The organism is Enterobacter cloacae complex sp. 2024EL-00227 (assembly GCF_043945315.1).
In the GTDB taxonomy this organism is placed as follows: Bacteria; Pseudomonadota; Gammaproteobacteria; order Enterobacterales; family Enterobacteriaceae; genus Enterobacter; species Enterobacter roggenkampii.
On record NZ_JBIMQP010000001.1, the window covers coordinates 339,167 to 361,853 of the forward strand.

Annotated in this window: 19 protein-coding genes and 1 riboswitch; of the genes, 9 read left to right on the forward strand and 10 right to left on the reverse strand. The window is 55.2% G+C overall.

The window, feature by feature from the left end; all coding sequences use genetic code 11:
- The first annotated feature begins 15 nt into the window (after positions 1-15).
- Together ACHH0Z_RS01520 and ACHH0Z_RS01525 are read left to right on the forward strand one after the other, a co-directional pair.
- A complete protein-coding gene (locus ACHH0Z_RS01520) occupies positions 16-2,196 on the forward strand; it encodes a polysaccharide biosynthesis tyrosine autokinase (RefSeq protein WP_023344530.1) in 2,181 nt (726 codons plus the stop codon).
- 76 nt (positions 2,197-2,272) lie between these two features.
- Complete coding sequence (locus ACHH0Z_RS01525; RefSeq protein ID WP_023325651.1) at positions 2,273-2,788, forward strand: protein disulfide oxidoreductase; 516 nt, start codon at positions 2,273-2,275, stop codon at positions 2,786-2,788.
- 37 nt (positions 2,789-2,825) lie between these two features.
- Here ACHH0Z_RS01525 and ACHH0Z_RS01530 read toward each other — a convergent pair whose 3' ends face one another.
- The 3 genes from ACHH0Z_RS01530 to ACHH0Z_RS01540 all read right to left on the reverse strand — a co-directional run bounded on the left by ACHH0Z_RS01530 (position 2,826) and on the right by ACHH0Z_RS01540 (position 7,027).
- Positions 2,826-4,292 (reverse strand): aspartate aminotransferase family protein, encoded by a 1,467-nt coding sequence (locus ACHH0Z_RS01530; RefSeq protein WP_023344528.1) that lies wholly within the window; start codon positions 4,290-4,292, stop codon positions 2,826-2,828.
- A gap of 18 nt (positions 4,293-4,310) precedes the next feature.
- Positions 4,311-5,687, reverse strand: coding sequence for a diaminobutyrate--2-oxoglutarate transaminase (locus tag ACHH0Z_RS01535; protein ID WP_014884533.1), 1,377 nt, complete (start codon positions 5,685-5,687; stop codon positions 4,311-4,313).
- Positions 5,688-6,019: 332 nt separating this feature from the next.
- Positions 6,020-7,027 (reverse strand): LacI family DNA-binding transcriptional regulator, encoded by a 1,008-nt coding sequence (locus tag ACHH0Z_RS01540; protein WP_045407634.1) that lies wholly within the window; start codon positions 7,025-7,027, stop codon positions 6,020-6,022.
- Between the two features lie 238 nt (positions 7,028-7,265).
- Here ACHH0Z_RS01540 and ACHH0Z_RS01545 point away from each other — a divergent pair, with 238 nt between their 5' ends.
- Positions 7,266-8,507, forward strand: coding sequence for an MFS transporter (locus ACHH0Z_RS01545; RefSeq protein ID WP_021241479.1), 1,242 nt, complete (start codon positions 7,266-7,268; stop codon positions 8,505-8,507).
- Between the two features lie 16 nt (positions 8,508-8,523).
- Positions 8,524-9,957 (forward strand): glycoside hydrolase family 32 protein, encoded by a 1,434-nt coding sequence (locus ACHH0Z_RS01550; RefSeq protein ID WP_047722549.1) that lies wholly within the window; start codon positions 8,524-8,526, stop codon positions 9,955-9,957.
- 78 nt (positions 9,958-10,035) lie between these two features.
- Here the strand turns inward: ACHH0Z_RS01550 and ACHH0Z_RS01555 are convergent, their stop codons facing one another.
- Positions 10,036-10,497: a hypothetical protein gene (locus ACHH0Z_RS01555; RefSeq protein WP_065365760.1), complete on the reverse strand. Its 462-nt coding sequence runs from the start codon at positions 10,495-10,497 to the stop codon at positions 10,036-10,038.
- A 222-nt stretch (positions 10,498-10,719) separates the two neighbouring features.
- Positions 10,720-11,793 carry a YadA C-terminal domain-containing protein gene (locus ACHH0Z_RS01560; RefSeq protein ID WP_163291621.1) on the reverse strand — a complete coding sequence of 358 codons (1,074 nt, stop codon included), beginning with the start codon at positions 11,791-11,793 and terminating at the stop codon, positions 10,720-10,722.
- A gap of 615 nt (positions 11,794-12,408) precedes the next feature.
- A riboswitch (TPP riboswitch) is annotated at positions 12,409-12,505 on the forward strand.
- Between the two features lie 35 nt (positions 12,506-12,540).
- Between ACHH0Z_RS01560 and thiM the strand changes: the two genes are divergently transcribed.
- Genes thiM through ACHH0Z_RS01575 form a run of 3 tightly spaced genes read left to right on the forward strand, consistent with a single transcriptional unit; the run spans position 12,541 to position 14,897 of the window.
- Positions 12,541-13,311 (forward strand): hydroxyethylthiazole kinase, encoded by a 771-nt coding sequence (gene thiM / locus ACHH0Z_RS01565; RefSeq protein WP_045407627.1) that lies wholly within the window; start codon positions 12,541-12,543, stop codon positions 13,309-13,311.
- Positions 13,308-14,108 carry a bifunctional hydroxymethylpyrimidine kinase/phosphomethylpyrimidine kinase gene (gene thiD, locus ACHH0Z_RS01570; RefSeq protein WP_008500874.1) on the forward strand — a complete coding sequence of 267 codons (801 nt, stop codon included), beginning with the start codon at positions 13,308-13,310 and terminating at the stop codon, positions 14,106-14,108. The genes thiM and thiD overlap by 4 nt, the downstream gene beginning before the upstream one ends.
- A 42-nt stretch (positions 14,109-14,150) precedes the next feature.
- Complete coding sequence (locus ACHH0Z_RS01575; RefSeq protein WP_008500873.1) at positions 14,151-14,897, forward strand: GntR family transcriptional regulator; 747 nt, start codon at positions 14,151-14,153, stop codon at positions 14,895-14,897.
- On the opposite strand, the gene ACHH0Z_RS01580 is transcribed toward ACHH0Z_RS01575, so the two are convergent.
- From ACHH0Z_RS01580 to ACHH0Z_RS01590, 3 genes are read right to left on the reverse strand one after another with little or no spacing between them, the layout of a single operon-like run.
- On the reverse strand, positions 14,871-15,824 hold the full coding sequence (locus ACHH0Z_RS01580) for a PfkB family carbohydrate kinase (RefSeq protein WP_045407625.1): 954 nt from the start codon (positions 15,822-15,824) through the stop codon (positions 14,871-14,873). The two genes, ACHH0Z_RS01575 and ACHH0Z_RS01580, sit on opposite strands and share 27 nt — an antisense overlap.
- A complete protein-coding gene (locus tag ACHH0Z_RS01585) occupies positions 15,821-16,825 on the reverse strand; it encodes an ADP-ribosylglycohydrolase family protein (protein WP_045407623.1) in 1,005 nt (334 codons plus the stop codon). Before ACHH0Z_RS01585 ends, ACHH0Z_RS01580 begins: the two co-directional genes overlap by 4 nt.
- Complete coding sequence (locus ACHH0Z_RS01590; protein ID WP_032675182.1) at positions 16,822-18,099, reverse strand: nucleoside permease; 1,278 nt, start codon at positions 18,097-18,099, stop codon at positions 16,822-16,824. The genes ACHH0Z_RS01585 and ACHH0Z_RS01590 overlap by 4 nt, the downstream gene beginning before the upstream one ends.
- Before the next feature lie 250 nt (positions 18,100-18,349).
- Here ACHH0Z_RS01590 and fbaB point away from each other — a divergent pair, with 250 nt between their 5' ends.
- Positions 18,350-19,402 (forward strand): class I fructose-bisphosphate aldolase, encoded by a 1,053-nt coding sequence (fbaB, locus tag ACHH0Z_RS01595; RefSeq protein WP_032675181.1) that lies wholly within the window; start codon positions 18,350-18,352, stop codon positions 19,400-19,402.
- A gap of 53 nt (positions 19,403-19,455) precedes the next feature.
- On the opposite strand, the gene yegS is transcribed toward fbaB, so the two are convergent.
- Positions 19,456-20,355 carry a lipid kinase YegS gene (yegS, locus tag ACHH0Z_RS01600; protein ID WP_021241471.1) on the reverse strand — a complete coding sequence of 300 codons (900 nt, stop codon included), beginning with the start codon at positions 20,353-20,355 and terminating at the stop codon, positions 19,456-19,458.
- A gap of 141 nt (positions 20,356-20,496) precedes the next feature.
- On the opposite strand from yegS, the gene ACHH0Z_RS01605 reads away from it, so the two are divergent.
- Positions 20,497-20,997: a DUF523 domain-containing protein gene (locus ACHH0Z_RS01605; protein ID WP_045407622.1), complete on the forward strand. Its 501-nt coding sequence runs from the start codon at positions 20,497-20,499 to the stop codon at positions 20,995-20,997.
- Positions 20,998-21,158: 161 nt separating this feature from the next.
- On the opposite strand, the gene yegQ is transcribed toward ACHH0Z_RS01605, so the two are convergent.
- Positions 21,159-22,520, reverse strand: coding sequence for a tRNA 5-hydroxyuridine modification protein YegQ (gene yegQ, locus ACHH0Z_RS01610; RefSeq protein WP_032652696.1), 1,362 nt, complete (start codon positions 22,518-22,520; stop codon positions 21,159-21,161).
- Positions 22,521-22,687: the final 167 nt, after the last annotated feature.

A 22,687-nucleotide genomic window follows, 5' to 3' on the forward strand; every position in this document is an offset into this window, starting at 1 on the left:
AGGAATGAAGCCGTAATGTCGTCTTCTAAATCAGACAAATATAGTGCTGCGACACCGCAGAATAACGAAATGGATCTCATTCAGTTGCTTGCTGAGATGTTCGATCACCGGGTAATGATCGCGTGCGTTACGCTTCTGTTTACGGTATGTGCGGGGATCTACGCCTTCAGCGTCACGCCGGTTTATCAGGCCGATGCCCTGGTGCAGGTCGAAGCGAAGCAGGGCAACGCGCTGCTCAAGAACCTGACCTCGCTCAGATCCGATCTCTCACCCGATGTCGCTCCAGAACTTTTACTCCTTAAATCACGGATGGTCCTCGGACAGACCGTTGATCGGTTAGGGCTGACCTACGAGGTTAATAGGCGCTTGTTCCCCGTCATTGGGGCTTTCTGGGAGCACGTTCACGGGCGCAACCCCGCTGAAATCACGATTGGCTCGCTGAATATTCCGTCTGTGGAGGGGGATCCACAAACGCTTTTACTCACTGTTCTCGAGCAAGGGCGATATCGTCTTGAGGGACAAACGCTTGAGGCAGAAGGCATTGTTGGAAAAGCGCTACTTAAAGAGGGCGTCTCTCTTCTGGTGACCTCCCTCAATGCGGCACCGGGAACCCAGTTTACCCTCAACATCGTTACCAGGCTTGAGGCGATCAACGCCATTCAGAGCAGACTGACGGTTGTGGAGTCGTCGAAACAGAGTGGAATGATCGCCTTAACGTTAACGGGTGACGATCCCGGCAAGACCGCTACGGTACTTAATACGATTGCCGAAAATTTTCTCAGCCAGAACATTGCGCGCCAGGAAGCTAAAGATTCCCGTAGCCTCACGTTCTTACAGGATCAGTTACCTAAAATCAGTCGCGAACTGGATGAAGCCGAGGCGCGACTGAATGCTTATCGAGAGCAAAGCGATTCGGTCGATTTATCTCTTGAGGCAAAGTCGGTTCTTGATCAGGTGGTTAACGTGGAAAATCAGCTTAACGAGCTGACGTTTCGCGAGGCAGAAGTATCCCAGCTGTTCAAAAAGGGCCATCCCACCTACCGTGCTTTACTGGAGAAAAAACAAACGCTTGAGCGGGAACGCGCGCGCCTGTATAGCCGCGTCTCCTCCATGCCATCCACGCAGCAGGAAATATTACGCCTGAGTCGTGATGTTGAATCCGGGCGCGCCGTATACATGCAGTTGCTGACGCGTCAGCAAGAGCTGAGCATCTCGCGCTCCAGCGCTATCGGGAATGTGCGGATCATAGACCCGGCGGTGACGCAGCCGGCCCCTGTCAAACCGCGCAAAGCCCTCATCATTCTGTTTGGTATGATGATAGGGCTGCTCCTCTCTGCCGGAACGGTTTTAGTGCGTTCCGCCTTCAAGCGGGGCATTACGTCGTCAGAACAACTGGAAGAGTTCGGGATGCCGCTGCTGGTAACGCTTCCGCGCTCGGTATGGTTATGGAAAAAAACGCACCTGCGCAGGAGAAACCTGTTTACTTCCCACTGGAAGCACAGGATATCCAACGTGCCTTTCCTGCCCATTGACCGTCCGGCTGATACGTTTGTCGAGGCGATGCGTGGGCTGCGCACCAGTTTGCATTTTACCATGATGGATACCGCAAACCGGGTTGTCGTGGTGTCTGGCCCCACGCAGGACTGCGGAAAGACGCTGGTCAGTACTTCACTGGCGTCGATTGTGGCACAGGCCGGACAGCGGGTGCTGTTTGTTGATGCGGATATGCGCAAAGGGTATGTCCACAATGTGTTCAGGCTGAACAATCATCGGGGGTTGTCCTGCGTGCTCGACGGAACCGTTGAGTGGCAGGAGGCGGTTCAACGCTTTGAGAAAGGCGGTTTTGATGTACTGACCTGCGGACCCCAACCTACGCATCCCGTTGACCTGCTCATGAGTGAACGCTTCCAGGATGTGATGGCGCAGATTGAAAAGCGGTATGACATCGTGATTATCGACACTCCACCTGTGCTTGCCGTGACGGATGCTTTGCTGATCGCCAGAGCAGCTGCCACTACGCTGCTGGTCGCCCGCTTTGGTAAAACCAGCGTGAAAGAGATCGAGACCAGCCTTAAGCGTATGGAACGGATGAACGTAAAGGTGAATGGCGTGATCCTTAATGACATTGTGAAATCGGCGGCGCTCTATTACAACTCGGGGTATAGCGCTTACGACTATGGCTATACCCGGGAGTAACCCTGACGCGACATTTCTTTACAGCGTGATGGTGTATTGCCCGTTAAGATGACCTTCGTTAAAACACGAGGTCACAATGGATAACCGCAAAATCAATCGACTGCGCCGCTGGGCGCGGGAAGGAGTCATACTCGTTCTGCTGACGCTGGCCGTGGCGTGGGGAGTTGATCAATACCGAAAACCGACACTCCCCGCCAGTTTTAGTGCAACACCGATGACGAGCATCGACGGAAAAATGCATGATATTGCGGCGCTCAGCCAGGAGCGTCCGCTGCTGATCTACGTCTGGGCGACCTGGTGCAGCATTTGCCGTTACACCACGCCTGCGGTTAATCAGCTGGCAGAAGAGGGCGGGAACGTGGTGAGTATCGCCATGCGCTCTGGTGATAACGCAAAGCTTGCACGCTGGGTTGACAAGAAACAGCTGAAAATGCCGGTGATAAACGATGAAAACGGTGCGCTGTCGCAGGCGTGGCAGGTGAGCGTGACGCCGACGTTAGTCATTGTATCGAAGGGGAACGTGGTCAGTACCACAACGGGCTGGACGAGCTACTGGGGATTAAAAATCAGGATGTGGTGGGCGGGCTTATAAGAATAACCCCTCTCCCGGCGGGAGAGGGGGTTTTGTATTACTTAGCCAGAACTTCCTGCGCGGTGCGCTCAACCAGAGAGAGCAGGATTTTGATATCTTCCAGCGTCACGGTTGGGTTCAGCAGCGTCAGCTTCAGGCAGGTCACGCCGTTATGCTCGGTCACGCCGACGTTTGCACGGCCGGATTCCAGCAGCGCATCACCAATTTTCTGGTTCAGCAGGGCGATACCGGCATCATCTGCCTGCACCTCGCCACGGAAGCGGAACAGCACGCTTGCCAGCTGCGGCTGCATAACCAGTTCCAGCGCAGGCTGCGTTTTCACGTACGCCGCAACCTGCTGTGCCAGGGTCACGCCGTGATCGATGATCGCCGCGTATTGCTCCTGACCCAGCGCTTCCAGGCTCATCCACAGCTTCAGCGCGTCGAAACGACGGGTGGTCTGCAGCGATTTGGAGACCAGGTTCGGCACGCCGGCTTCTTCGTCGAACTCAGAGTTCAGGTAAGCCGCCTGATAGCGCATCAGCTCATAGTGGCGCGCTTCTTTCAGCAGGAACGCGCCGCAGCTGATGGTCTGGAAGAACTGCTTGTGGAAGTCCAGGGTGACGGAATCCACCAGCTCAATGCCGTCCAGGTAGTGACGATACTGCTCAGACATCAGCAGCGCGCCGCCCCAGGCCGCATCAACGTGTACCCAGATGTTCTGCTTCGCCGCCAGTTCAGCAATGGCGCGCAGCGGATCGATAGCGCCGGCATCGGTGGTACCTGCCGTTGCGACGATCGCCAGAATCTGCTCGCCGTTCGCATTGCACTGTTCGATTTTCGCCGCCAGATCGGTCAGATCCATGCGGGAGAATTCGTCCGTTTTCACCTGCACCACAGACTGGTAGCCCAGACCCATCAGCGCCATGTTTTTCTGCACGGAGAAGTGCGCGTTTTCAGAGCACAGTACGCGGATCTTACGCAGATCGCCCACCAGACCGTCCTGCTGAACGGAGTGACCCTGACGCGCAAAGAACGCATCGCGCGCCAGCATCAGGCCCATCAGGTTGCTCTGGGTTCCGCCGCTGGTGAAGACACCGGCGTCGCCAGCCTGATAACCCACGCGGGTACGCAGCCACTCGATCAGTTTGATCTCGATGATGGTTGCGGACGGGCTTTGATCCCAGGAGTCCATACTCTGGTTAGTGGCGTTGATCAGCACTTCCGCCGCCTGGCTTACGACCAGGCTTGGGCAGTGCAGGTGCGCCACACACTGCGGGTGATGAACGGACAGGCTGTCTTTCAGGAAGAACTCCACGGCGCGTTCAATCGCCGCTTCGTTGCCCAGCCCTTTCGGGTTGAAATCCAGCTTAATACGGTCGCGCAGTTCCGCGACCGTTTTGCCCTGGTACATCTCAGGCTGTTTCAGCCACTGCATTACAGCCTGAGTGCTTTGTTCAATCGCCTGCTGGTAAGCTTCAATGCTCTGCGCAGAGGAGAACAAAATTGGGTTTGAATCAGACATCGTAATCAATAACTCCGGTTACGCCGGGCGAACGCCCGCAGCAAGCAGTGCCTGCTCAAATTTATCCAGGAAGATCTTCAGCTCTTCATCGCTGATCAGCAGAGAAGGCAGCAGACGCAGAACGATACCGTTACGACCACCGCGCTCCAGAATCAGACCGGCTTCGAAGCACTTCTTCTGAATCAGTGCAGACAGCTCGCCGTCGCCCGGGAAGCAGCCCATGTGATCAGCGGCTTCGTGCGGCTTAACGATCTCAATACCGATCATCATGCCCAGACCGCGAACGTGACCGATAACCGGATAACGTTTCGCCATCTCTTTCAGCTGGCCTTTCAGCCATTCGCCCTGTGCCGCCACTTTGCCTGCGATGTTCTGGTCTTTCAGGATTTTCAGCGTCGTCAGACCGGTTGCCATCGCCAGCTGGTTGCCGCGGAAGGTACCGGTGTGGTGACCTGGCGCCCATGCGTCGAACTGCTTTTTGATACCGAGTACGGCCAGCGGCAGACCGCCACCGACGGCTTTAGACATCACGATGATGTCTGGCTCGATGCCCGCGTGTTCGAAGGCGAAGAATTTACCGGTACGGGCAAAGCCAGCCTGAACTTCGTCGAGGATCAGCAGAATGCCGTGTTCCTGAGTCACTTTACGGATGCGCTGCAGCCACTCAGCCGGAGCCGGGTTCACGCCGCCTTCGCCCTGAACCGCTTCCAGGATCACCGCAGCAGGTTTACGCACGCCGCTTTCAACGTCGTTGATCAGGTTATCGAAGTAGTAAGTCAGCGCTTTCACGCCCGCTTCACCACCGATACCCAGCGGGCAACGGTATTCGTGCGGGTAAGGCATGAACTGCACTTCTGGCATCATACCGTCTACCGCTTCTTTCGGAGACAGGTTGCCGGTCACCGACAGTGCGCCGTGGGTCATACCGTGGTAACCACCAGAGAAGCTGATGATACCGCTACGGCCGGTCACTTTTTTCGCCAGCTTCAGCGCTGCTTCAACGGCGTCAGCACCGGATGGACCGGTGAACTGCAGGCAGTACTCTTTGCCCTGACCAGGCAGCAGAGAGAGCAGGTATTCGGAAAACGCGTCTTTCAGAGGCGTAGTCAGATCCAGAGTATGTAACGGCAAGCCGCTGGTAATGACATTTTGGATGCTTTTCAGCACATCAGGATGGTTATGGCCAAGCGCAAGGGTCCCTGCACCTGCTAAACAGTCAAGGTATTCTTTATTATCTGCATCGGTGATCCACACGCCTTCTGCTTTAGTGATGGCTAAAGGCAGTTTGCGCGGATAACTCCTGACGTTAGATTCAAACTCGGCCTGACGGGCCAGATAGGTTTCGTTGCTTTTGTGGGCATCTACGGTGTCAATACGGACTTTATCCGTCATCATATCACTCCTACAACCGCCGCTTCGTTATGAGCCACGATTGAATAAAAAGTTAAAAAACAGAAGGGGCCTGAAAAAAACGCCGCCAATATAGAGCCTTTTGCCACGGGGCTCAATGGTTAATTTGTTTACTGTTTTGTGACACGTGTGTATAGCGAGGAAATATCCCCTTTTTTAAAATGAAAATTGTATTTTATGCCAAATAAAAACAGCTAGTTACAGGCTATTTGCCCGGTGTGTAAAGCCGCAGAAAAGAGTGTGACAAATCGTGCCATTGAACGGCATAAAAGGAGGGAAGCTTTCCCTGTTTATCCGGCAGGTGCAGAAAACGGTGCTCACGTTGCCTGTGTAACGGAATCACGCAGTAAAAATGGACTTTCTACGCGCGTGGTTTCCTGATGTTCTTCACCGTTAATAATATGCAGGGCGCTCAGGCGACCAATTTCATAGTGCGGCAGTTGTACCGTCGTGAGAGGAGGAAGGAACAACTCCCCAATGCCCACCATATTGTCATAGCCGATCACCGCGACGTCGTCCGGTATACGAAGCCCTTGTCCCAGTAGCGTCTGGTACACCATAAACGCGATACGATCGTTACCGCAGATAACGGCGTCGAACCTGGGAATGCCATTCTGCATGTGCGCCAGCAACACGGCCGGAATGTCGCGATAGTGCTCATCGCCGAGTGCCATATAGCAGTGCTCCAGGCTGTCCGGATCGAGCCCCGCTTCACGGCATGCACGCTCCAGCCCCTGACGACGGCGGGTTGTGGCCAGATGCCTCTCAGGTAAATGCAGGCAGAGAGGGCGTCGATAACCCTCCGCGAGTAACGCCCGCACGGCGGTATATTGCCCCTGCTCATCATCGGGAATATAGCTGGCAACCTTTTCGCCGTCGCTTTCGCAGTTGGCCAGCACGCAGGGAAGGGTGAGGAGTTTGGCCGGGAGAGGAACCTGACGTAACCCCATGGTGGTGTAGATAATTCCGTCGGGCCGATGAGAGAGGAGAAGGTCGACAATGGCGTCCGGATTGTCATCGGTAAACATATTCATCACGAAGCTGTTCCAGCCGTGCATTCTGGCCGTCTCTTCAATAGACAGCGTGATCTCCACCGAGAACGGCGTCGTCACCGTATCGAGCGCCAGTACCCCTATGGTTTTAGGCGAGGCATGCGCGCCGCGTATTTTCTTGGCGGACAGATCGGGCACGTAGCTGGTCTGCTCGATAGCCAGCTGAACGCGCGCCAGCGTTTCCGGCTTAAGGCGCTCCGGGCTGTTCAGCGCGCGGGAGACCGTCATCAGCGATACGTTAGCCAGCTTTGCGACGTCCTTCAGGGAAGCCATTGTCTTACTCCGTTAATGCTCTGCGTGAAAGGGTATACAACTAAGTCGCTGATGTAAAAGAAAGGCTGATGCCCAGGCCGGGTCATGTTTACCTCAGTGATGAATATTTGATCGCGATCTCATTCTCTTAATGTTAACGTTAACTTTCGTGATTAACATCTTAAATTTCAGCCAAAAAGCATGAGAAAACGTTAATGTTAACGTTACCATTGCGTCATTACTCCAACATGAGAATGTCATGATGAAAACGCATCACTCTCACAGCTACCCTTTATTAAGCGCATTACTGTTTTTCTTTTTTGTCACGTGGTCATCTTCCGGCTCGTTGCTCTCTATCTGGCTTCACCAGGAGGTGGGGTTAAAGGCAGGGGATACGGGGGTCATCTATGCCGTGCTGTCTGTCTCCGCGCTGTGCGCGCAAATCTGCTACGGCTTCATTCAGGACAAACTCGGCCTGCGAAAAAACCTGCTCTGGTTTCTGACCAGCCTGCTCATTCTTTCCGGTCCGGCCTTCCTGCTATTTGGTTATCTGCTGCAGATTAACGTGTTACTCGGCAGTATTTTCGGCGGGATTTATATCGGGCTGACGTTTAACGGCGGGATTGGTGTACTGGAATCCTATACCGAGCGCGTGGCCCGCCAGAGTCAGTTTGAGTTTGGCAAGGCGAGGATGTGGGGATCCCTTGGCTGGGCGGTGGCAACCTTTTTTGCCGGTCTGCTGTTCAACATCAATCCGAAGCTGAACTTCGCGGTGGCGAGCTGCGCCGGGCTGGTGTTTTTTGTGTTGCTGGCGCGCCTAAGAGTCTCTTCCGCACCGCACGCCATGCAGGAGGCGGTATCCGGCGGTAAGGTCACGCTGGAGGATGCCTTACGCCTGTTGACGCTGCCGCGCTTCTGGGCGCTGGTGTTTTTCGTTATTGGCACCTGTATTTACGGCGTTTACGACCAGCAGTTCCCGGTCTATTTCTCCTCACAGTTCCCGACGTTGCAGGAAGGAAACGCCATGTACGGCTATCTCAACTCCTTCCAGGTTTTCCTGGAAGCGGCGGGCATGTTCTGCGCCCCGTGGCTGGTGAATCGCCTCGGTGCGAAAAACGGCCTGATTTTCGCCGGAATGGTGATGGCGATGCGTATGGTGGCATCGGGTCTGGTTGAGGGACCGGTATTGATCTCCATTACCAAGCTATTGCACGCGGTGGAGCTGCCCGTACTGCTGGTCTCCATCTTTAAATACAACAGCCTGCACTTTGATAAGCGGCTCTCTTCCACCCTCTATCTTGTGGGCTTTGCCTGTACAAGCTCGGTGATTGCCTCGGTCCTGTCACCGCTGGCAGGTTACAGCTACGAGAAATACGGCTTTGCCCAGTCCTATCTCATCATGGGGCTACTGGTCTTCAGCACCACGTTTATCTCCATCTTCCTGTTGCGCTCGGGCAAGTCCTCTTCTGACCCGCTCATGCCGCAACCTTCCACCATCTGATCGAAAGAGTAGAGAAATGATGTATTCCATTACGAAAGCAGAACAGGAACTGCACTCCAGACGCGAAGGGCTTAATCTGCGCTGGTATCCCCGTTACCACCTCGCAGCGCGCGCTGGCTGGATGAACGACCCGAATGGCCTGGTCTGGTTTGACGGCTGGTATCACGCCTTTTATCAACACCATCCGTATTCGACCCAGTGGGGGCCGATGCACTGGGGCCATGCGCGCAGCAAAGATTTAGTTCGCTGGGAGCACCTCCCGGTTGCGCTGGCCCCGGAAGGGCCAGACGACAAGGACGGCTGTTTTTCCGGCTCAGCGGTGGTGGATGGCGATACGCTGGCGCTGATTTACACCGGCCACAAATTCCACGGCGATCCCGGCGATGAGGCTAATCTCTACCAGGTTCAGTGCCTGGCAACCAGCCGTGACGGCATCCAGTTTGTGCGGCACGGGACAGTCATTGATACACCGCCCGGGCTGCATCACTTCCGCGATCCGAAGGTATGGCGTGAAGGGGCGTGGTGGTACATGGTCGTTGGCGCGCGCGAGGGGGATACGGGCCAGGTGCGTGTGTACCGGTCTGCCGATCTGCGCGAGTGGCACGACAGGGGCGTGCTCGCGGTGGCTGAAAAAGAGATGGGTTATATGTGGGAATGCCCGGACTTTTTCACTCTCAATGGTAAACGCGTGCTGATGTTCTCGCCTCAGGGACTGGCGGCAGACGGATTTAAACATCGCAATCTCTTCCAGAGCGGCTATCTGGTAGGCGAATGGCAGCCTGGTCAGCCCTTTGTGCGTGAAGGTGAATTTGTGGAGATGGACTACGGGCATGATTTCTACGCGCCGCAAAGTTTCCTGACGCCGGATGGCAGACGCCTCGTTATCGGCTGGCTGGACATGTGGGAATCTCCGCAGCCGGAACAGGAGGATGGCTGGGCAGGTATGCTCTCCTTACCTCGCGAGCTGACGCTGAGTGCCGATAACCATCTGCAAATGCAGCCAGCCAGAGAAGTTGAAAGCCTGCGCGGGGCGTGGTTCCCCTGGCCGATAAGTACGCTTAATAACCAGCAGATGACGCTGGTGGAACAATGCGATGCGATGGAGGTCATTCTGCAGTGGGATTGCGCCAACAGCAGCGCGGAGCAGTACGGCATTCGTCTTGGCGACGGGTTACGCCTTTATGTTGATGCGCAGATGCAGCGCCTGGTGCTGGAGCGAGACTATCCGCAGTATGGCCTGTGCGGGACCCGAAGCGTCGCGCTTAACCTTAGCAACGCGCTTAATCTTCGTTTGTTCTTTGATAGCTCTTCCGTGGAAGTGTTTGTTAACGAGGGTGAGGCGTGCCTCAGCAGCCGTATATATCCTGATGCCGACTGCCGCGAGCTGGCGTTATTTGCCTGGACGGGAGGAGCATCGCTTATTCATGGCGGGGCGTGGCAGCTGGAGTAAATCTATTAACGAGCTAAAACAAAGCCCCATAAACATGGGGCTACGTAAATCTTATCAGGTGGTAGCGTCCTGCAAAGATCACATTTTTGATAATTGTGCGTTTACAACTCTCTCTTTTTCGACAACCAGCTGCATAATATAGCTACCCTTGTGCCATGAACCCTTATTTGGCTTCCAGCCTTTCGAAAGCAGATATTCCGCAGCATCAGAGACAGGCTTATTCATAACGTGATCCGCATCACCTGATAACTTTTTTAAATCACCGCTTACTTTGGCTGGCTTGCTATCACAACGACCGGCAGCATCCATAACCTGAGTGCAGCCTTCAGGAAGGCGCCTGTGCGCTGACTGTGCAAGTTGAGCAGCATTCTCTAAAGCCTGTTTTTCAGCCGCAGCGTTAATGGCTGTGGTGCGGTTTTGCTCTGCAATATAACAAGCATCTTTACTCACTCCTTTGCTTTGACAATCAGCCATCCGTTGAGCTGGTGAGGAACACGCAGCAAGAGATAATATAGTCGCTACCATCATTAACTTTTTCATTATTGCCTCAGTAATTACAATTATAAATATAGGTGCCTAACATCAAGCCGATCCATATCCCTAATAAAATAAAAGTGAGATACAAAACAGCGGAGATAAAAATGTACTTTGTCATTTTTGTGCTAGCAGCAATGTATTGAGTTATAGCCAGCTAATTAAACTCAATGGTGAGTTTTTTAGCTGATTGGCGATTTGCTGGCATTTTAATTTAATATTGTTAAATCACCATCCGTAAGATGCGGACGCCGCAACAATTTCATCACCGTTGGATGTACCTGATGTAGAGAGGGTAGCGGCTATATTCTCAGCGAACTTATGACGGTAACCGACTGCGTAACCTTGCGCATCTTTGAAGTTGGCAGCACCGACGGCAACCGCGTTATCTGTATCAACGTAATGCAAACCAGCAAGAGAAGCAGCGCCAGCGATACCAGCACGATATTCCTTGCGATCCTCATTCTGCTGATTCTCCAGAGAAGAGAACTTCGCGTTATTTTGACTCTCTAACGCAGTAATACGTGATTCATGATTCGCTAATTGTGCGCTGTGATTCTGAATCGTCGTTTCCTGCGTTTGCTGGCGTGACTGAACGTTAGCAACAGCAGCTTTGTTAGCAGCGGCTACCGTTTGTGCATCAACCGCTAAAGATTGCGCATAAGCGCCCGTATTAAATGCCTGAGTCGCTTTGTCAGAGGCATGCTGAAGGGCGTGATCTTGTCTATCCTGATCGGCGTTGAAAATGCTTTTATCTACCTTACCTGCCAGCGCTTGAGTGTTAGCGTCTGCTTTGTTGTTCGCATTGGTAGCGGTGAGTTCAGCTTTATCTACTCTTGTGTTTGTATCAATGATTGCTTGACCGTTAGTAATAACGCCTTGTAAAGCCGCATCTGCTTTATTATTAGTGTTATCAATCAATATATTCTGTTTGTTATCAATGATTGTTTGATCTGCTTTGTTATCGTCGACTTTCTGATTAAGGATAGCGTTAGCTTGAGTGTTAGCGTTTACGCCATCTTGAGCGGTGTTAGCTGTATCTTGTGCTTTATTAATAGCTGTATTTGCTCTGTCAATATCGCCCTGAAGGTTATAGATTTGCCCGTCTTGCTTAATGTTACTCCCCTCGATGTGATCAAGGTTATAGGCGGTTTTATCGGTACCCTGAATTTGAATGTGAGCACTTGGATTATTGACGTTATCGTCAAGGTTTACGTTTACTTCCGCAGCATATGCAGTATTCATTGAACCAGCGAACACAAAACCAAAAACAGCGATAGCTGTTGTATTTAAATAGTTCATTTTAAAGCTCTCATCATCACTACAAGAAAAAATAAAGTAAGGGCGCTATCCTGGCGGGAAGATACAACGTCTTGTTATATCTGAATTAATTCACGATTAACGGTGGAAATTTTGGTTTGATAACTTATTTCGTAACGTGCAGTAACTATCTATGAATGTGTAATTTTGGTTATTGATCTAAATCATAAATAGCAGGAATAGCTAAACGAGTCGATCCAGAAAGTTCTGGCCTAATAATCTTATAATACAATAAGATAGCCGTTCATAATGGATGGGGGTGAAATTAGATATAAAATACCAATACATTAATTGTATTTAAGTGTTTTGATTAAAATGGGTTAATAATACACATAACAGTTTATGTAAATTTATGGTTTTTTGCCGATTATTTATTATCGAACCTTTCGTCAGCTTCGAATGAAAATGAACTCAGCTCATTTTTGTTCCGGGATATACCAGGAAAAAATATTTATGTTGAAGATGCTAGCGAAAAAGTGTTTAGGGAGATTCATAACGCGAACGCTGCCGTGATAAATCAAAACTCCTTGCGCCTGGCCTGTGGCCACGGTTACACTGATTGAGAACATTGATTTTAATAAATCATTGTTTTAAAAGTATTTTGACTCGGGGTGCCCTTCTTTGTGAAGGCTGAGAAATACCCGTATTACCTGATCTGGATAATGCCAGCGTAGGGAAGTCAGATGCCTTCCCGGTCATCGCTTCTTCACGCAAGGCAGGAGCGAACCCATGCAGCCTGACCTGCTCGATTTACACGTTTTACACCACTTCCGCACCCGTTCTCCGCTGACCCATTGTATGACCAATGACGTCGTACAGACCTTTACGGCCAACGTTTTGCTGGCGCTTGGCGCATCTCCGGCGATGGTGATCGAGGCCGAAGAGGCCGAGCAGTTTGCCGCGATAGCCGATGCGCTGCTGGTTAACGTTGGCACGCTGACCGCGCTGCGCGCCCAGTCGATGCGTCGTGCTATTGAAAGTGCGGTAGCGGCAGGCAAACCCTGGACGCTGGACCCGGTTGCCGTGGGTGCCCTGTCGTTCCGCACCCGGTTTTGCCATCAAATCCTTGCCCTGAAACCGGCGGCCATTCGCGGCAATGCTTCCGAAATTCTTGCCCTCGCCGGGATGAGCGCGGGCGGGCGCGGCGTCGATACGACCGATACCGCCGCCAGCGCGGTGCCTGCTGCCCAGGCGCTGGCCCGGCAGATCAATACGATTGTGGTGGTCACCGGCGAGGTGGACTACATCACGGACGGGCAACGCACCCGAACGGTAACCGGCGGTGACCCGCTGATGACGCGCGTGGTGGGAACCGGATGCGCGCTCTCTGCCGTTGTGGCGGCGAGTTGCTCGCTGCCGGGTGACCGGCTGGATAACATCGCCGCCGCCTGCGGATGGATGAAGCGGGCCGGAACGGTGGCCGTTGCGCACTCGCGCGGCCCGGGCAGTTTTGCCAGCGCGTTCCTCGACGCGCTCTACACGCTGGAGGAGCAGGCATGAAACGGATTAACGCCCTGACCATTGCCGGCACCGATCCCAGCGGCGGCGCGGGTATCCAGGCAGACCTGAAAACCTTCTCGGCGCTGGGCGCGTACGGCTGCTCGGTGATTACCGCGCTGGTGGCGCAAAACACGTGCGGCGTGCAGTCGGTCTACCGCATCGAGCCAGATTTTGTTGCCGCGCAGCTGGATTCGGTGTTCAGCGACGTGCGTATTGATACCACCAAGATCGGCATGCTGGCCGAAACGGACATTGTGGAAGCGGTGGCCGAACGGCTTAAGCGCTATCAGGTGCAAAACGTGGTGCTGGATACCGTCATGCTGGCAAAAAGCGGCGATCCGCTGCTCTCCGCCTCCGCCGTCGAGACGCTGCGCAATAAGCTGCTGCCGCAGGTAGCGCTCATCACGCCCAATCTGCCGGAAGCCGCCGCGCTGCTGGGCGCGCCGCACGCGCAAACTGAACGGGAAATGAAAGAGCAGGGCAATGCGCTGCTGGCGATGGGCTGCGGGGCGGTGCTGATGAAGGGCGGGCATCTTGATGATCCGGAAAGTCCGGACTGGCTCTTTACCCGCGACGGCGAAGTACGCTTTACCGCGCCGCGCGTGCAGACCAAAAATACCCACGGCACGGGCTGTACGCTCTCGGCCGCGCTGGCGGCGCTGCGCCCACGTCATGAAAGCTGGGCCGATACGGTTAGCGAAGCAAAAGCCTGGCTCTCGGCGGCGCTGGCAAAAGCCGATACTCTGGAAGTCGGTCACGGTATTGGGCCGGTACACCATTTTCATGCATGGTGGTAAGCCAGTATACTGGCAGAATACATCACGCCTGAGAAAACAGAGATGGAACAAGCGCATACCCGGTTAATCGCTCAACTGAATGAACGGATCGCCGCGCCCGATAACACGCCGCTGTACCTGAAGTTTGCCGAAACGGTAAAAAACGCGGTGCGCAGCGGGGTGCTGGAGCACGGGAATATTTTGCCCGGCGAGCGCGATCTGAGCCAGTTGACCGGGGTGTCGCGCATTACCGTGCGTAAAGCGATGCAGGCGCTGGAAGAAGAGGGCGTGGTGACGCGCGCCCGTGGCTATGGCACGCAAATCAACAATATCTTCGAATATTCGCTGAAAGAGGCGCGCGGTTTTTCCCAGCAGGTGGTGCTGCGCGGCAAGAAGCCGAATACGCTCTGGGTCAACAAGCGGGTGGTGAAGTGTCCGGAAGAGGTGGCCAACCACCTGTCGATCTCCCCGGACAGCGAGGTCTTTTTGCTCAAGCGCATTCGCTATGTCGATGACGATGCGGTGTCGATTGAAGAGTCCTGGGTCCCCGTCGGGTTAATTCCCGACCCGGATGCGATTGGCATTTCGCTCTATGACTACTTCCGCAGTCAGAATATCTTCCCGCAGCGCACCCGCTCAAGGGTGAGCGCCCGCATGCCCGACAGCGAGTTTCAGGCGCACATTAAGATGGACGAAAAAATACCGGTGCTGGTGATCAAGCAGGTCGCGCTTGACCAGCAGCACCGGCCGATTGAGTACAGCATCAGCTACTGTCGCAGCGATCTATACGTCTTTGTGTGCGAGGAGTAGTGCCTCGCGCGTCGGGGCGCAATCGCCGCCGCGGTGGCTGACCACCCATGACGCCACGGCATTCCCCAGCAGAACGGCATCTGCCAGCGACCATCCCGCAGCCAGCCCGGCCAGCGTGCCGCCCGCGTGGCTGTCGCCTGCACCAATGGTATCCACAACCGTCGCCGGAAACGCCGGAACAACGCCCGAGGCGTCACCGTCATACCACGTAGCACCGTCTTTATCATGGCGCACAATCAGCGCGGCGCCAAAGCGCTGCTGCCACACTTCACCCAGGTTTTCAGCCTCTACGCCCAGTCTTTCAGCCGCGAGTTCCGTTTCCTGACGATTGAGCGACACAATTGGCCTGCAGGCCATGATTCTCTCCATCAGCGCATCAGGAACATCCGCGATGCGTGGGCCGAAATCGATAAAGGCCGTCACGTCCTGTAATCCCTCCAGCCAGCCTGTCAGCAGCTCGCCGCACGGCGCGGCCAGCTGGTAGCCGGAGAGATAAACCAGGCTGTTTTGCGGAACGTGAAGCGCATCCAGCCAGCGCTGCTGCCACTGGTTTTCCACGCCGCTAAAGGACATAAAGGTGCGCTCGCCGTCAGGCTCTACCAGCGCCAGACACCAGCCGTTGTCGCCGGTTTCAGCCTCTACGGCGCTGTGCAGATCCTGCTTCGCCATGGCGTTGCGGATAATATCCGCCCACACGCCATGGCCGACGGGAAGGGCATTTTGCGCGGCGATCCCGAGGCGTTTCAGGGCGATGGCAATGTTCAGCGCGCAGCCGCCAATATTCACGCCCTGCTGCTTAAGTTCGATATCGCACCCGCGCCAGGGCAGGGCGTAGGCGTCGGCGATGACGTCAATCACCGCAGCGCCCAGTACCGTCACCGGGCGCGTGGCGTGCAGATTTTCGAGACGTTGGGCAAATGCCTTCATACGCCCTCCCTTTGCTCCCTGAAGTGCAGCAGTTTCTCGCAATAATGGCCGAAGTTGAGCTGGTTGACGGCGTCGAGTTCGGCTTTGAGCGCCGGATCAATCGCCTGCACGCCGTGGAGCGCGCCGCAGATGGCCGTCGCCATGGCGCCAATAGTGTCCGTATCACCGCCCAGATTGGCGCATAAGATGGCGCAGCGGTTCGGGTCGGTTCCTGCCAGTTCCACCATCGCAATGGCCGTCGGAACGGACTCAATGGTGCTGGTTCCCGCGCCAATCAGCTGATAAACCTGCTCGCTGGCGGACTCAATACCGTTGGCTTCCCGTACGGTCTTAAGCGCCAGCTCAATACGCGCCGCCAGCGACGCGCTGAAGGTGGTGGTTTTCATCTCCTGCGCATAGCGGGCGATCCCCGGCAGGGCATCAACGATGTTCTGCCAGCTTTCGCCGTCGATGGCGCGGGAAACCGCCCAGGCCATCACCACCGCGCCGGCAATGGCGAGGTCCGATTTATGGGTCGGGCTCGAGGCCAGCGCTACTTGCTCAACAAAGTGTTCCAGCCGCGTCGCCGGGAGCAGGCAGCCCAGCGGGGAGGCGCGCATCGCCGCCCCGTTGGTTACGCCGTTGTTCTCCAGCGCGCTGACCGGCTTCCCGTCACGAATCGCATTCAGCGCGATTTTGGAAGTGGGGCCAAGCACGTTCTTGTTGAACGCGTCGAAATCGAGCGCCCAGTTCAGGATATGCCTGCCGATAACGTCTGCGTTAATCTCCCCGTCGCACTCGATGATCGCATCGGCCAGGCACAGCGCCATTGAGGTATCGTCGGTGAACTCTGCCTGCCCGAAATAGCAGGCCGCATTATTTTCTGCCGGGCCGGGTAAAAAGCGGTCGATCCAGCCAAAGTGCGCCTTGACGCGCTTTCTCGGCCACAGTTCCGACGGCATGCCCATCGCATCCCCTAACGCCTGCCCGTAAAGGGCACCGAGAATACGTTCTTGTTTCATTTAACTTCCCCTTGTGTCAGCGCGGCATCGCCATCAACCACCGCAATTGCAGCGATCTCTTTGTCCGATTCGCGGAAAAACAGCATAAACAGCACGGCAATCACGGCAATCATGATCGCGCCAAATGTCCACATTCCGGCCCAGTTAAAGGTCAGCCCCTTCACCGGCTCTTTGTAGGCGAACATTTTTTCCATCATCACGCCGCCCAGGCGGTAACCCAGCAGGCTACCAAAGCCCTGACAGCAGAGCGTAATCAGGCCCTGCGCGGCGGTGCGCATATGCACCGGCGCTTTTTTATCCACGTAGATATACGCGGTGACGTAGTAGAAGTCGTAGCTCACGCCGTGCAGCAGAATGCCGAGGAACAGCAGGGCGTAGGTGAAGTACTGTTCCGCACCGCCGTAAACGAAGAACCCGTAGCGGATGGCGGCGGTAATCAGACCCAGCAGTAAGACCTTCTTAATACCAAAGCGTTTGGTAAAGAACGGCAGCGCCAGCATAAAGAAGATTTCAGAGAACTGGCCGAGCGTCATCCAGCCGGTGGCGTTTTTCATCCCCACTTCAGTGAGATAGCCGTTGGCGAAAATGTAGTAGAAGGCCAGCGGCATGGCGAACAGAAACGAGCAGAAGAAGAACACGAGGAAGTTTCTGTCGCGCAGCAGGATCAGCGCGTCCAGCCCCAGCATCACTTTGAAGTCCAGCTTGCCGGTGCTCTTCGGCGGTGTGTTCGGCAGGAAGAGGGCAAAGACGCCGAGCAGCGCGGAGCTGGCGGCGGTCATCAGCAGGGGAATATTGGTATCGGAGATATCGCTATAGCCCAGCATCTGCGGCAGGAATCCGCACGCCAGCCCGGAGGCGATCCAGCCGATCGTACCCATCACGCGGATGCGCGGAAAATCGGCCTCGACGTCGTCCACGTTGGCGAAGGCAATACTGTTGGTCAGCGCGATGGTGGGCATATAGGTCAGGGAGTAAACCAGCAGCAGCGGGAAGAAGGTGCTGAACTGGGTTTGCTGTGCCGCGAAGTACATCAGAATCGCGCCGGCAAACATCAGCACCGCCAGTACTTTCTGTGCGGCGAAGAAGCGGTCCGTCAGCGAGCCGACCAGAATTGGGGAGAGGATAGCGGCAATGGCGGTACAGGCATAAGACCAGCCGATTTCCCCGGCGGTAAAACCGCTTTTACTCAGCCACAGCCACAGCGGCACAAACCACGCGCCCCAGATAAACCATTCAACAAACATCATGAATGACAGTTGGACTTTCGTTTTCATTTTTGAATCCTGCATGTCAGAGAGGGTACGCCTTTAACATACCATTCAATAATACCTTTTAAATACCTTTGTGGCGATTGTTTGATCAATGTAACAGTTTTGTTGTACACGAATCGAGCCAGCAGATTGTGCTGAAAAAAATTGCAAAGGGTGGAAAATCTGTTAAGTCGGTACCAGGCTTAGTCTGCCCATAAAAGATGGGACTGGATAAACGCACACCGACATGACGTCGAATTTACGGGAGTATCACATGACTGATATTGCGCATTTGCTTGGCAAAGACGCCGACAGCCTTTTACAGCATCGTTGTATGACCATTCCAGCCGACCAGCTTTACCTGCCTGGTCATGACTACGTTGACCGCGTGATGGTCGATAACAACCGTCCGCCTGCCGTGCTAAGAAATATGCAGACGCTCTATAACACCGGGCGGCTCGGTGGCACCGGATATCTCTCTATTCTGCCGGTAGACCAGGGCGTTGAGCACTCGGCGGGCGCCTCCTTCGCGGCGAATCCGCTCTATTTCGATCCGAAGAACATTGTTGAGCTGGCGATTGAAGCGGGCTGTAACTGCGTGGCGTCCACCTACGGCGTGCTGGCCTCCGTCTCGCGTCGCTATGCCCACCGCATTCCGTTCCTCGTGAAGCTGAACCACAATGAAACCCTGAGCTACCCCACCGAATATGACCAGACGCTCTATGCCAGCGTCGAGCAGGCGTTCAATATGGGGGCGGTTGCCGTTGGGGCGACCATCTATTTCGGCTCAGAACAGTCTCGTCGTCAGATTGAAGAGATCTCTGCGGCGTTTGAGCGCGCGCACGAGCTGGGTATGGTGACCGTGCTGTGGGCGTACCTGCGCAACTCGGCGTTCAAAAAAGACGGCGTGGATTACCACGTGTCGGCTGACCTGACCGGCCAGGCGAACCATCTGGCGGCGACCATTGGCGCGGATATCGTGAAGCAGAAAATGGCCGAGAATAATGGCGGATATAAAGCAGTGAACTTTGGTTACACCGATGACCGCGTTTACAGCAAGCTGACCAGCGATAACCCGATCGACCTGGTGCGCTACCAGCTGGCGAACTGCTACATGGGCCGCGCAGGGCTGATTAACTCCGGCGGCGCGGCGGGCGGCGATACTGACCTGTCAGACGCGGTGCGTACTGCGGTTATCAACAAACGCGCGGGCGGCATGGGGCTGATCCTTGGCCGTAAGGCGTTTAAGAAATCGATGGCTGACGGCGTGAAGCTGATCAATGCAGTACAGGACGTTTATCTGGACAGCAAAGTCACGATTGCCTGACCTGAGGGCGAAGCGTAGGCCGGGTAAGGCGTAGCCGCCACCCGGCAATACCATCAGCGCAAAAGCACACAGTCTGGCGGCAACCGACACTGCAGCGCGCCGGGCAACACCTCAATGCGGAACTGCGTCCCGCTGAGCGGTTCCCCGTCGAGGTTAAAGGTCATCCCGTGCGGGGCATTTACCTCAAACCATGCGGATTTCCCGTCAATGATATTCGGACTCTCTTCCGGCTGCGTCAGCGTGGTAAACAGCGCGGGCAGCAGGCCGTCGCCCGTGAAAATCCGCAGCTGTAGCTGACCGTCATTAATCAGCGCCTCCGGGCACAGCTGCTGCCCGCCGCCGGCCTGACGACCATTACCGATGCCAATCACCAGCGCGTCGCCCTGCCACTGGAAATCTTCGCCGCGAATTTCGCAGCGGTCAGGCTTGAGGGTATCCATGCGCATCAGACCGTGGATCAGATACGACACGCCGCCCAGCGCCGCCTTGAGTTTTTCCGGCGTTTCGCTGGTGATGCGCGTGCCGAACCCGCCGGTGGCCATATTGATAAAGCAGGTTTTGTCATTCACCTGCGCAATATCTACCGCGGTCGCTTTACCGAGGATCGCCAGCTGAAGCGCTTTCTCTAACGCCTCGGGGATCCCGGCGCTTGTGGCAAAATCATTGGCGGTGCCGAGCGGTAAAATACCCATCACCGGGCGGTCTGCCGGGGGCAGGTCGATCAGCGCTGACGCGATCTCATTGATGGTGCCATCGCCGCCGCCGGAAATGATGGTCTCAACGCCAAGCCCGAGGGCTTCATTGATATAGCGTGCCGCGTCGCCTTTTTCCCAGGTTACCCTTACGTGGATGCGCGCCCCGTCGTCACGCAAACCCTGAATGGCCTGACGCAGCAGATCGTTGCCTGCACTTTTGCCGTTGAGAATCAATAAACTGTCTGGATAGGTTGCCATCCGCGCTGCTCCCTTTTTTAGCGTTAGTAAGAGTGTATAGCAGAGAGGGAAAAAGCGGGTAAGAACAGGATGAAAGGAACAAAACAGGCACAAAAGCGCGTTACACTTCAGCGATGAGATTAATGTAATCACAGGAAAGTGATGATGAATAAAATTTTGGTAAGCGCGTGCCTGATGGGCTTCAGGGTCCGTTATAACGGAAGTGAAAAAGCGCGAATGAACGAGCAACTCGCTCGCTGGCAACTGGAACAACGTCTGGTTATCCACTGCCCAGAGCTTGCTGCCGGGCTGCCTGTACCGCGTCCTCCGGCAGAGATTATATTCGCTGATGGCAAAGACGTGATGCACGGGCAAGCCAGAATTATGGAAAATACCGGGCAGGATGTGACCGAACATTATCAGCTTGCAGCCTGGCTCGCGCTACGCGCTGCTCAGGCGTCGGGGTGTAGCGCTGCATTGTTAACCGATGGCAGCCCAACGTGCGGCAGTGAGTTTATTTATGACGGATCGTTTCGCGGTATACAGAAAGCGGGGATGGGGGTTGCGGCGTCGTTGCTCGCTGAGAATGGGATCGCCGTGTTCTCAGAGAAGCAAATCGACGAACTCATTGCCTGGATTGAGGAGAGAGAAGGCAAAAAATAAGCCCGCGTAAGGGAGATTACGCAGGCTAAGGAGGTGGTTCCTGGTACAGCTAGCATTTATGGGTTATGTTTTTCAGCGGGGGGATAATACCCGTATTGAACGAAGCGGTATGTGATCCGATTCTAAGAATTATCCCAGCGCGAAAAAATTTCCCTGATTAACTATTTGCCGTGTGGGTTTCGGGTGCTTTCACCGTTGAAGTTACGCATCAGCAGCGCGAACTTCAGCTCCACCTCTTCCGGAACCGGCAGCCAGACGGTATGGCCGTCACCCGGCGCCACGTCAATCGCTTCGCCTTTGCCGTTTTCCAGATGCTCCAGCGTGAAGTTCATGTTGCCCTGCGGGGTCATCAGCTCCAGGCTGTCGCCTTTGGTAAACTTGTTTTTCACCGCCACGGCCGCCAGCGCGCCTTTGCGCTCGCCGGTGAAGTCTCCGACAAACTGCTGGCGCTCGGAAACGGAGTAGCCGTGCTCGTAGTTCTGGTAGTCGTCGTGGGTGTGACGGCGCAGGAAGCCTTCGGTATAGCCGCGGTGCGCCAGGCCTTCCAGCGTTTCCAGCAGGCTGGTATCGAACGGTTTACCGGCTGCCGCATCGTCGATGGCTTTACGGTACACCTGCGCGGTGCGCGCGCAGTAGTAATAGGATTTGGTGCGGCCTTCAATCTTCAGGGAGTGCACGCCCATCTGGGTCAGGCGCTCGACGTGCGCGATGGCGCGCAGATCTTTCGAGTTCATGATGTAGGTGCCGTGCTCGTCTTCAAAGGCGGTCATATACTCGCCCGGACGCTTGGCTTCTTCAATCATAAACACGCTGTCGGTTGGCGCGCCGATGCCCAGCGTAGGCTCGACGTTAGTCACCGGGATCGGCTCATGCTTGTGGACGATGTTGCCGATGTCGTCCTCTTTGCCTTCCTGGACGTTATATTCCCAGCGGCAGGCGTTGGTGCAGGTGCCCTGGTTCGGGTCGCGCTTGTTGATATAGCCGGAGAGCAGGCAGCGGCCGGAGTAGGCCATGCACAGCGCGCCGTGAACGAAGATTTCGATTTCCATATCCGGCACCTGGGTGCGGATCTCTTCGATCTCTTCCAGCGAAAGCTCGCGGGACAGGATGACGCGGGTCAGCCCCATCTGCTTCCAGAATTTCACCGTCGCCCAGTTGACGGCGTTAGCCTGTACGGAGAGGTGAATATCCATCTCCGGGAAGTTCTCCCGAACCAGCATGATTAAACCCGGGTCCGACATGATCAGCGCGTCCGGCCCCATATCCACCACCGGCTTCAGGTCACGGATGAACGTTTTCAGCTTGGCGTTGTGCGGCGCGATGTTGACCACCACGTAGAATTTTTTACCCAGAGCGTGCGCCTCGTTGATGCCGAGCTGCAGGTTCTCGTGGTTGAATTCGTTGTTACGCACGCGCAGCGAGTAGCGCGGCTGGCCCGCATACACGGCGTCGGCGCCATAGGCGAAAGCGTAACGCATATTTTGCAGCGTTCCCGCCGGGGAAAGGAGTTCCGGTTTAAACATGTTTGTTCTCGTTCTGATGACAGGTCAGATCCGCATGCACCAGGTGCAGCGGTAAGGGGAGATCCCCCACTTTAAGGGCGGGCATTGTAGCGCTGCGGGGCAGGGAGGTAAAGTTATTGTGCCGGGTGGCGGTTTCGCCTTACCCGGCCTGGATTGACCAGCGGCTA

Coding starts and splice junctions, on each gene's coding strand:
- ACHH0Z_RS01520 (WP_023344530.1), top strand. CDS start 16: ATGTCGTCTTCTAAATCAGACAAATATAGTGCTGCGACACCGCAGAAT.
- ACHH0Z_RS01525 (WP_023325651.1), top strand. CDS start 2,273: ATGGATAACCGCAAAATCAATCGACTGCGCCGCTGGGCGCGGGAAGGA.
- ACHH0Z_RS01530 (WP_023344528.1), bottom strand. CDS start 4,292: ATGTCTGATTCAAACCCAATTTTGTTCTCCTCTGCGCAGAGCATTGAA.
- ACHH0Z_RS01535 (WP_014884533.1), bottom strand. CDS start 5,687: ATGATGACGGATAAAGTCCGTATTGACACCGTAGATGCCCACAAAAGC.
- ACHH0Z_RS01540 (WP_045407634.1), bottom strand. CDS start 7,027: ATGGCTTCCCTGAAGGACGTCGCAAAGCTGGCTAACGTATCGCTGATG.
- ACHH0Z_RS01545 (WP_021241479.1), top strand. CDS start 7,266: ATGATGAAAACGCATCACTCTCACAGCTACCCTTTATTAAGCGCATTA.
- ACHH0Z_RS01550 (WP_047722549.1), top strand. CDS start 8,524: ATGATGTATTCCATTACGAAAGCAGAACAGGAACTGCACTCCAGACGC.
- ACHH0Z_RS01555 (WP_065365760.1), bottom strand. CDS start 10,497: ATGAAAAAGTTAATGATGGTAGCGACTATATTATCTCTTGCTGCGTGT.
- ACHH0Z_RS01560 (WP_163291621.1), bottom strand. CDS start 11,793: ATGAACTATTTAAATACAACAGCTATCGCTGTTTTTGGTTTTGTGTTC.
- thiM (WP_045407627.1), top strand. CDS start 12,541: ATGCAGCCTGACCTGCTCGATTTACACGTTTTACACCACTTCCGCACC.
- thiD (WP_008500874.1), top strand. CDS start 13,308: ATGAAACGGATTAACGCCCTGACCATTGCCGGCACCGATCCCAGCGGC.
- ACHH0Z_RS01575 (WP_008500873.1), top strand. CDS start 14,151: ATGGAACAAGCGCATACCCGGTTAATCGCTCAACTGAATGAACGGATC.
- ACHH0Z_RS01580 (WP_045407625.1), bottom strand. CDS start 15,824: ATGAAGGCATTTGCCCAACGTCTCGAAAATCTGCACGCCACGCGCCCG.
- ACHH0Z_RS01585 (WP_045407623.1), bottom strand. CDS start 16,825: ATGAAACAAGAACGTATTCTCGGTGCCCTTTACGGGCAGGCGTTAGGG.
- ACHH0Z_RS01590 (WP_032675182.1), bottom strand. CDS start 18,099: ATGAAAACGAAAGTCCAACTGTCATTCATGATGTTTGTTGAATGGTTT.
- fbaB (WP_032675181.1), top strand. CDS start 18,350: ATGACTGATATTGCGCATTTGCTTGGCAAAGACGCCGACAGCCTTTTA.
- yegS (WP_021241471.1), bottom strand. CDS start 20,355: ATGGCAACCTATCCAGACAGTTTATTGATTCTCAACGGCAAAAGTGCA.
- ACHH0Z_RS01605 (WP_045407622.1), top strand. CDS start 20,497: ATGATGAATAAAATTTTGGTAAGCGCGTGCCTGATGGGCTTCAGGGTC.
- yegQ (WP_032652696.1), bottom strand. CDS start 22,520: ATGTTTAAACCGGAACTCCTTTCCCCGGCGGGAACGCTGCAAAATATG.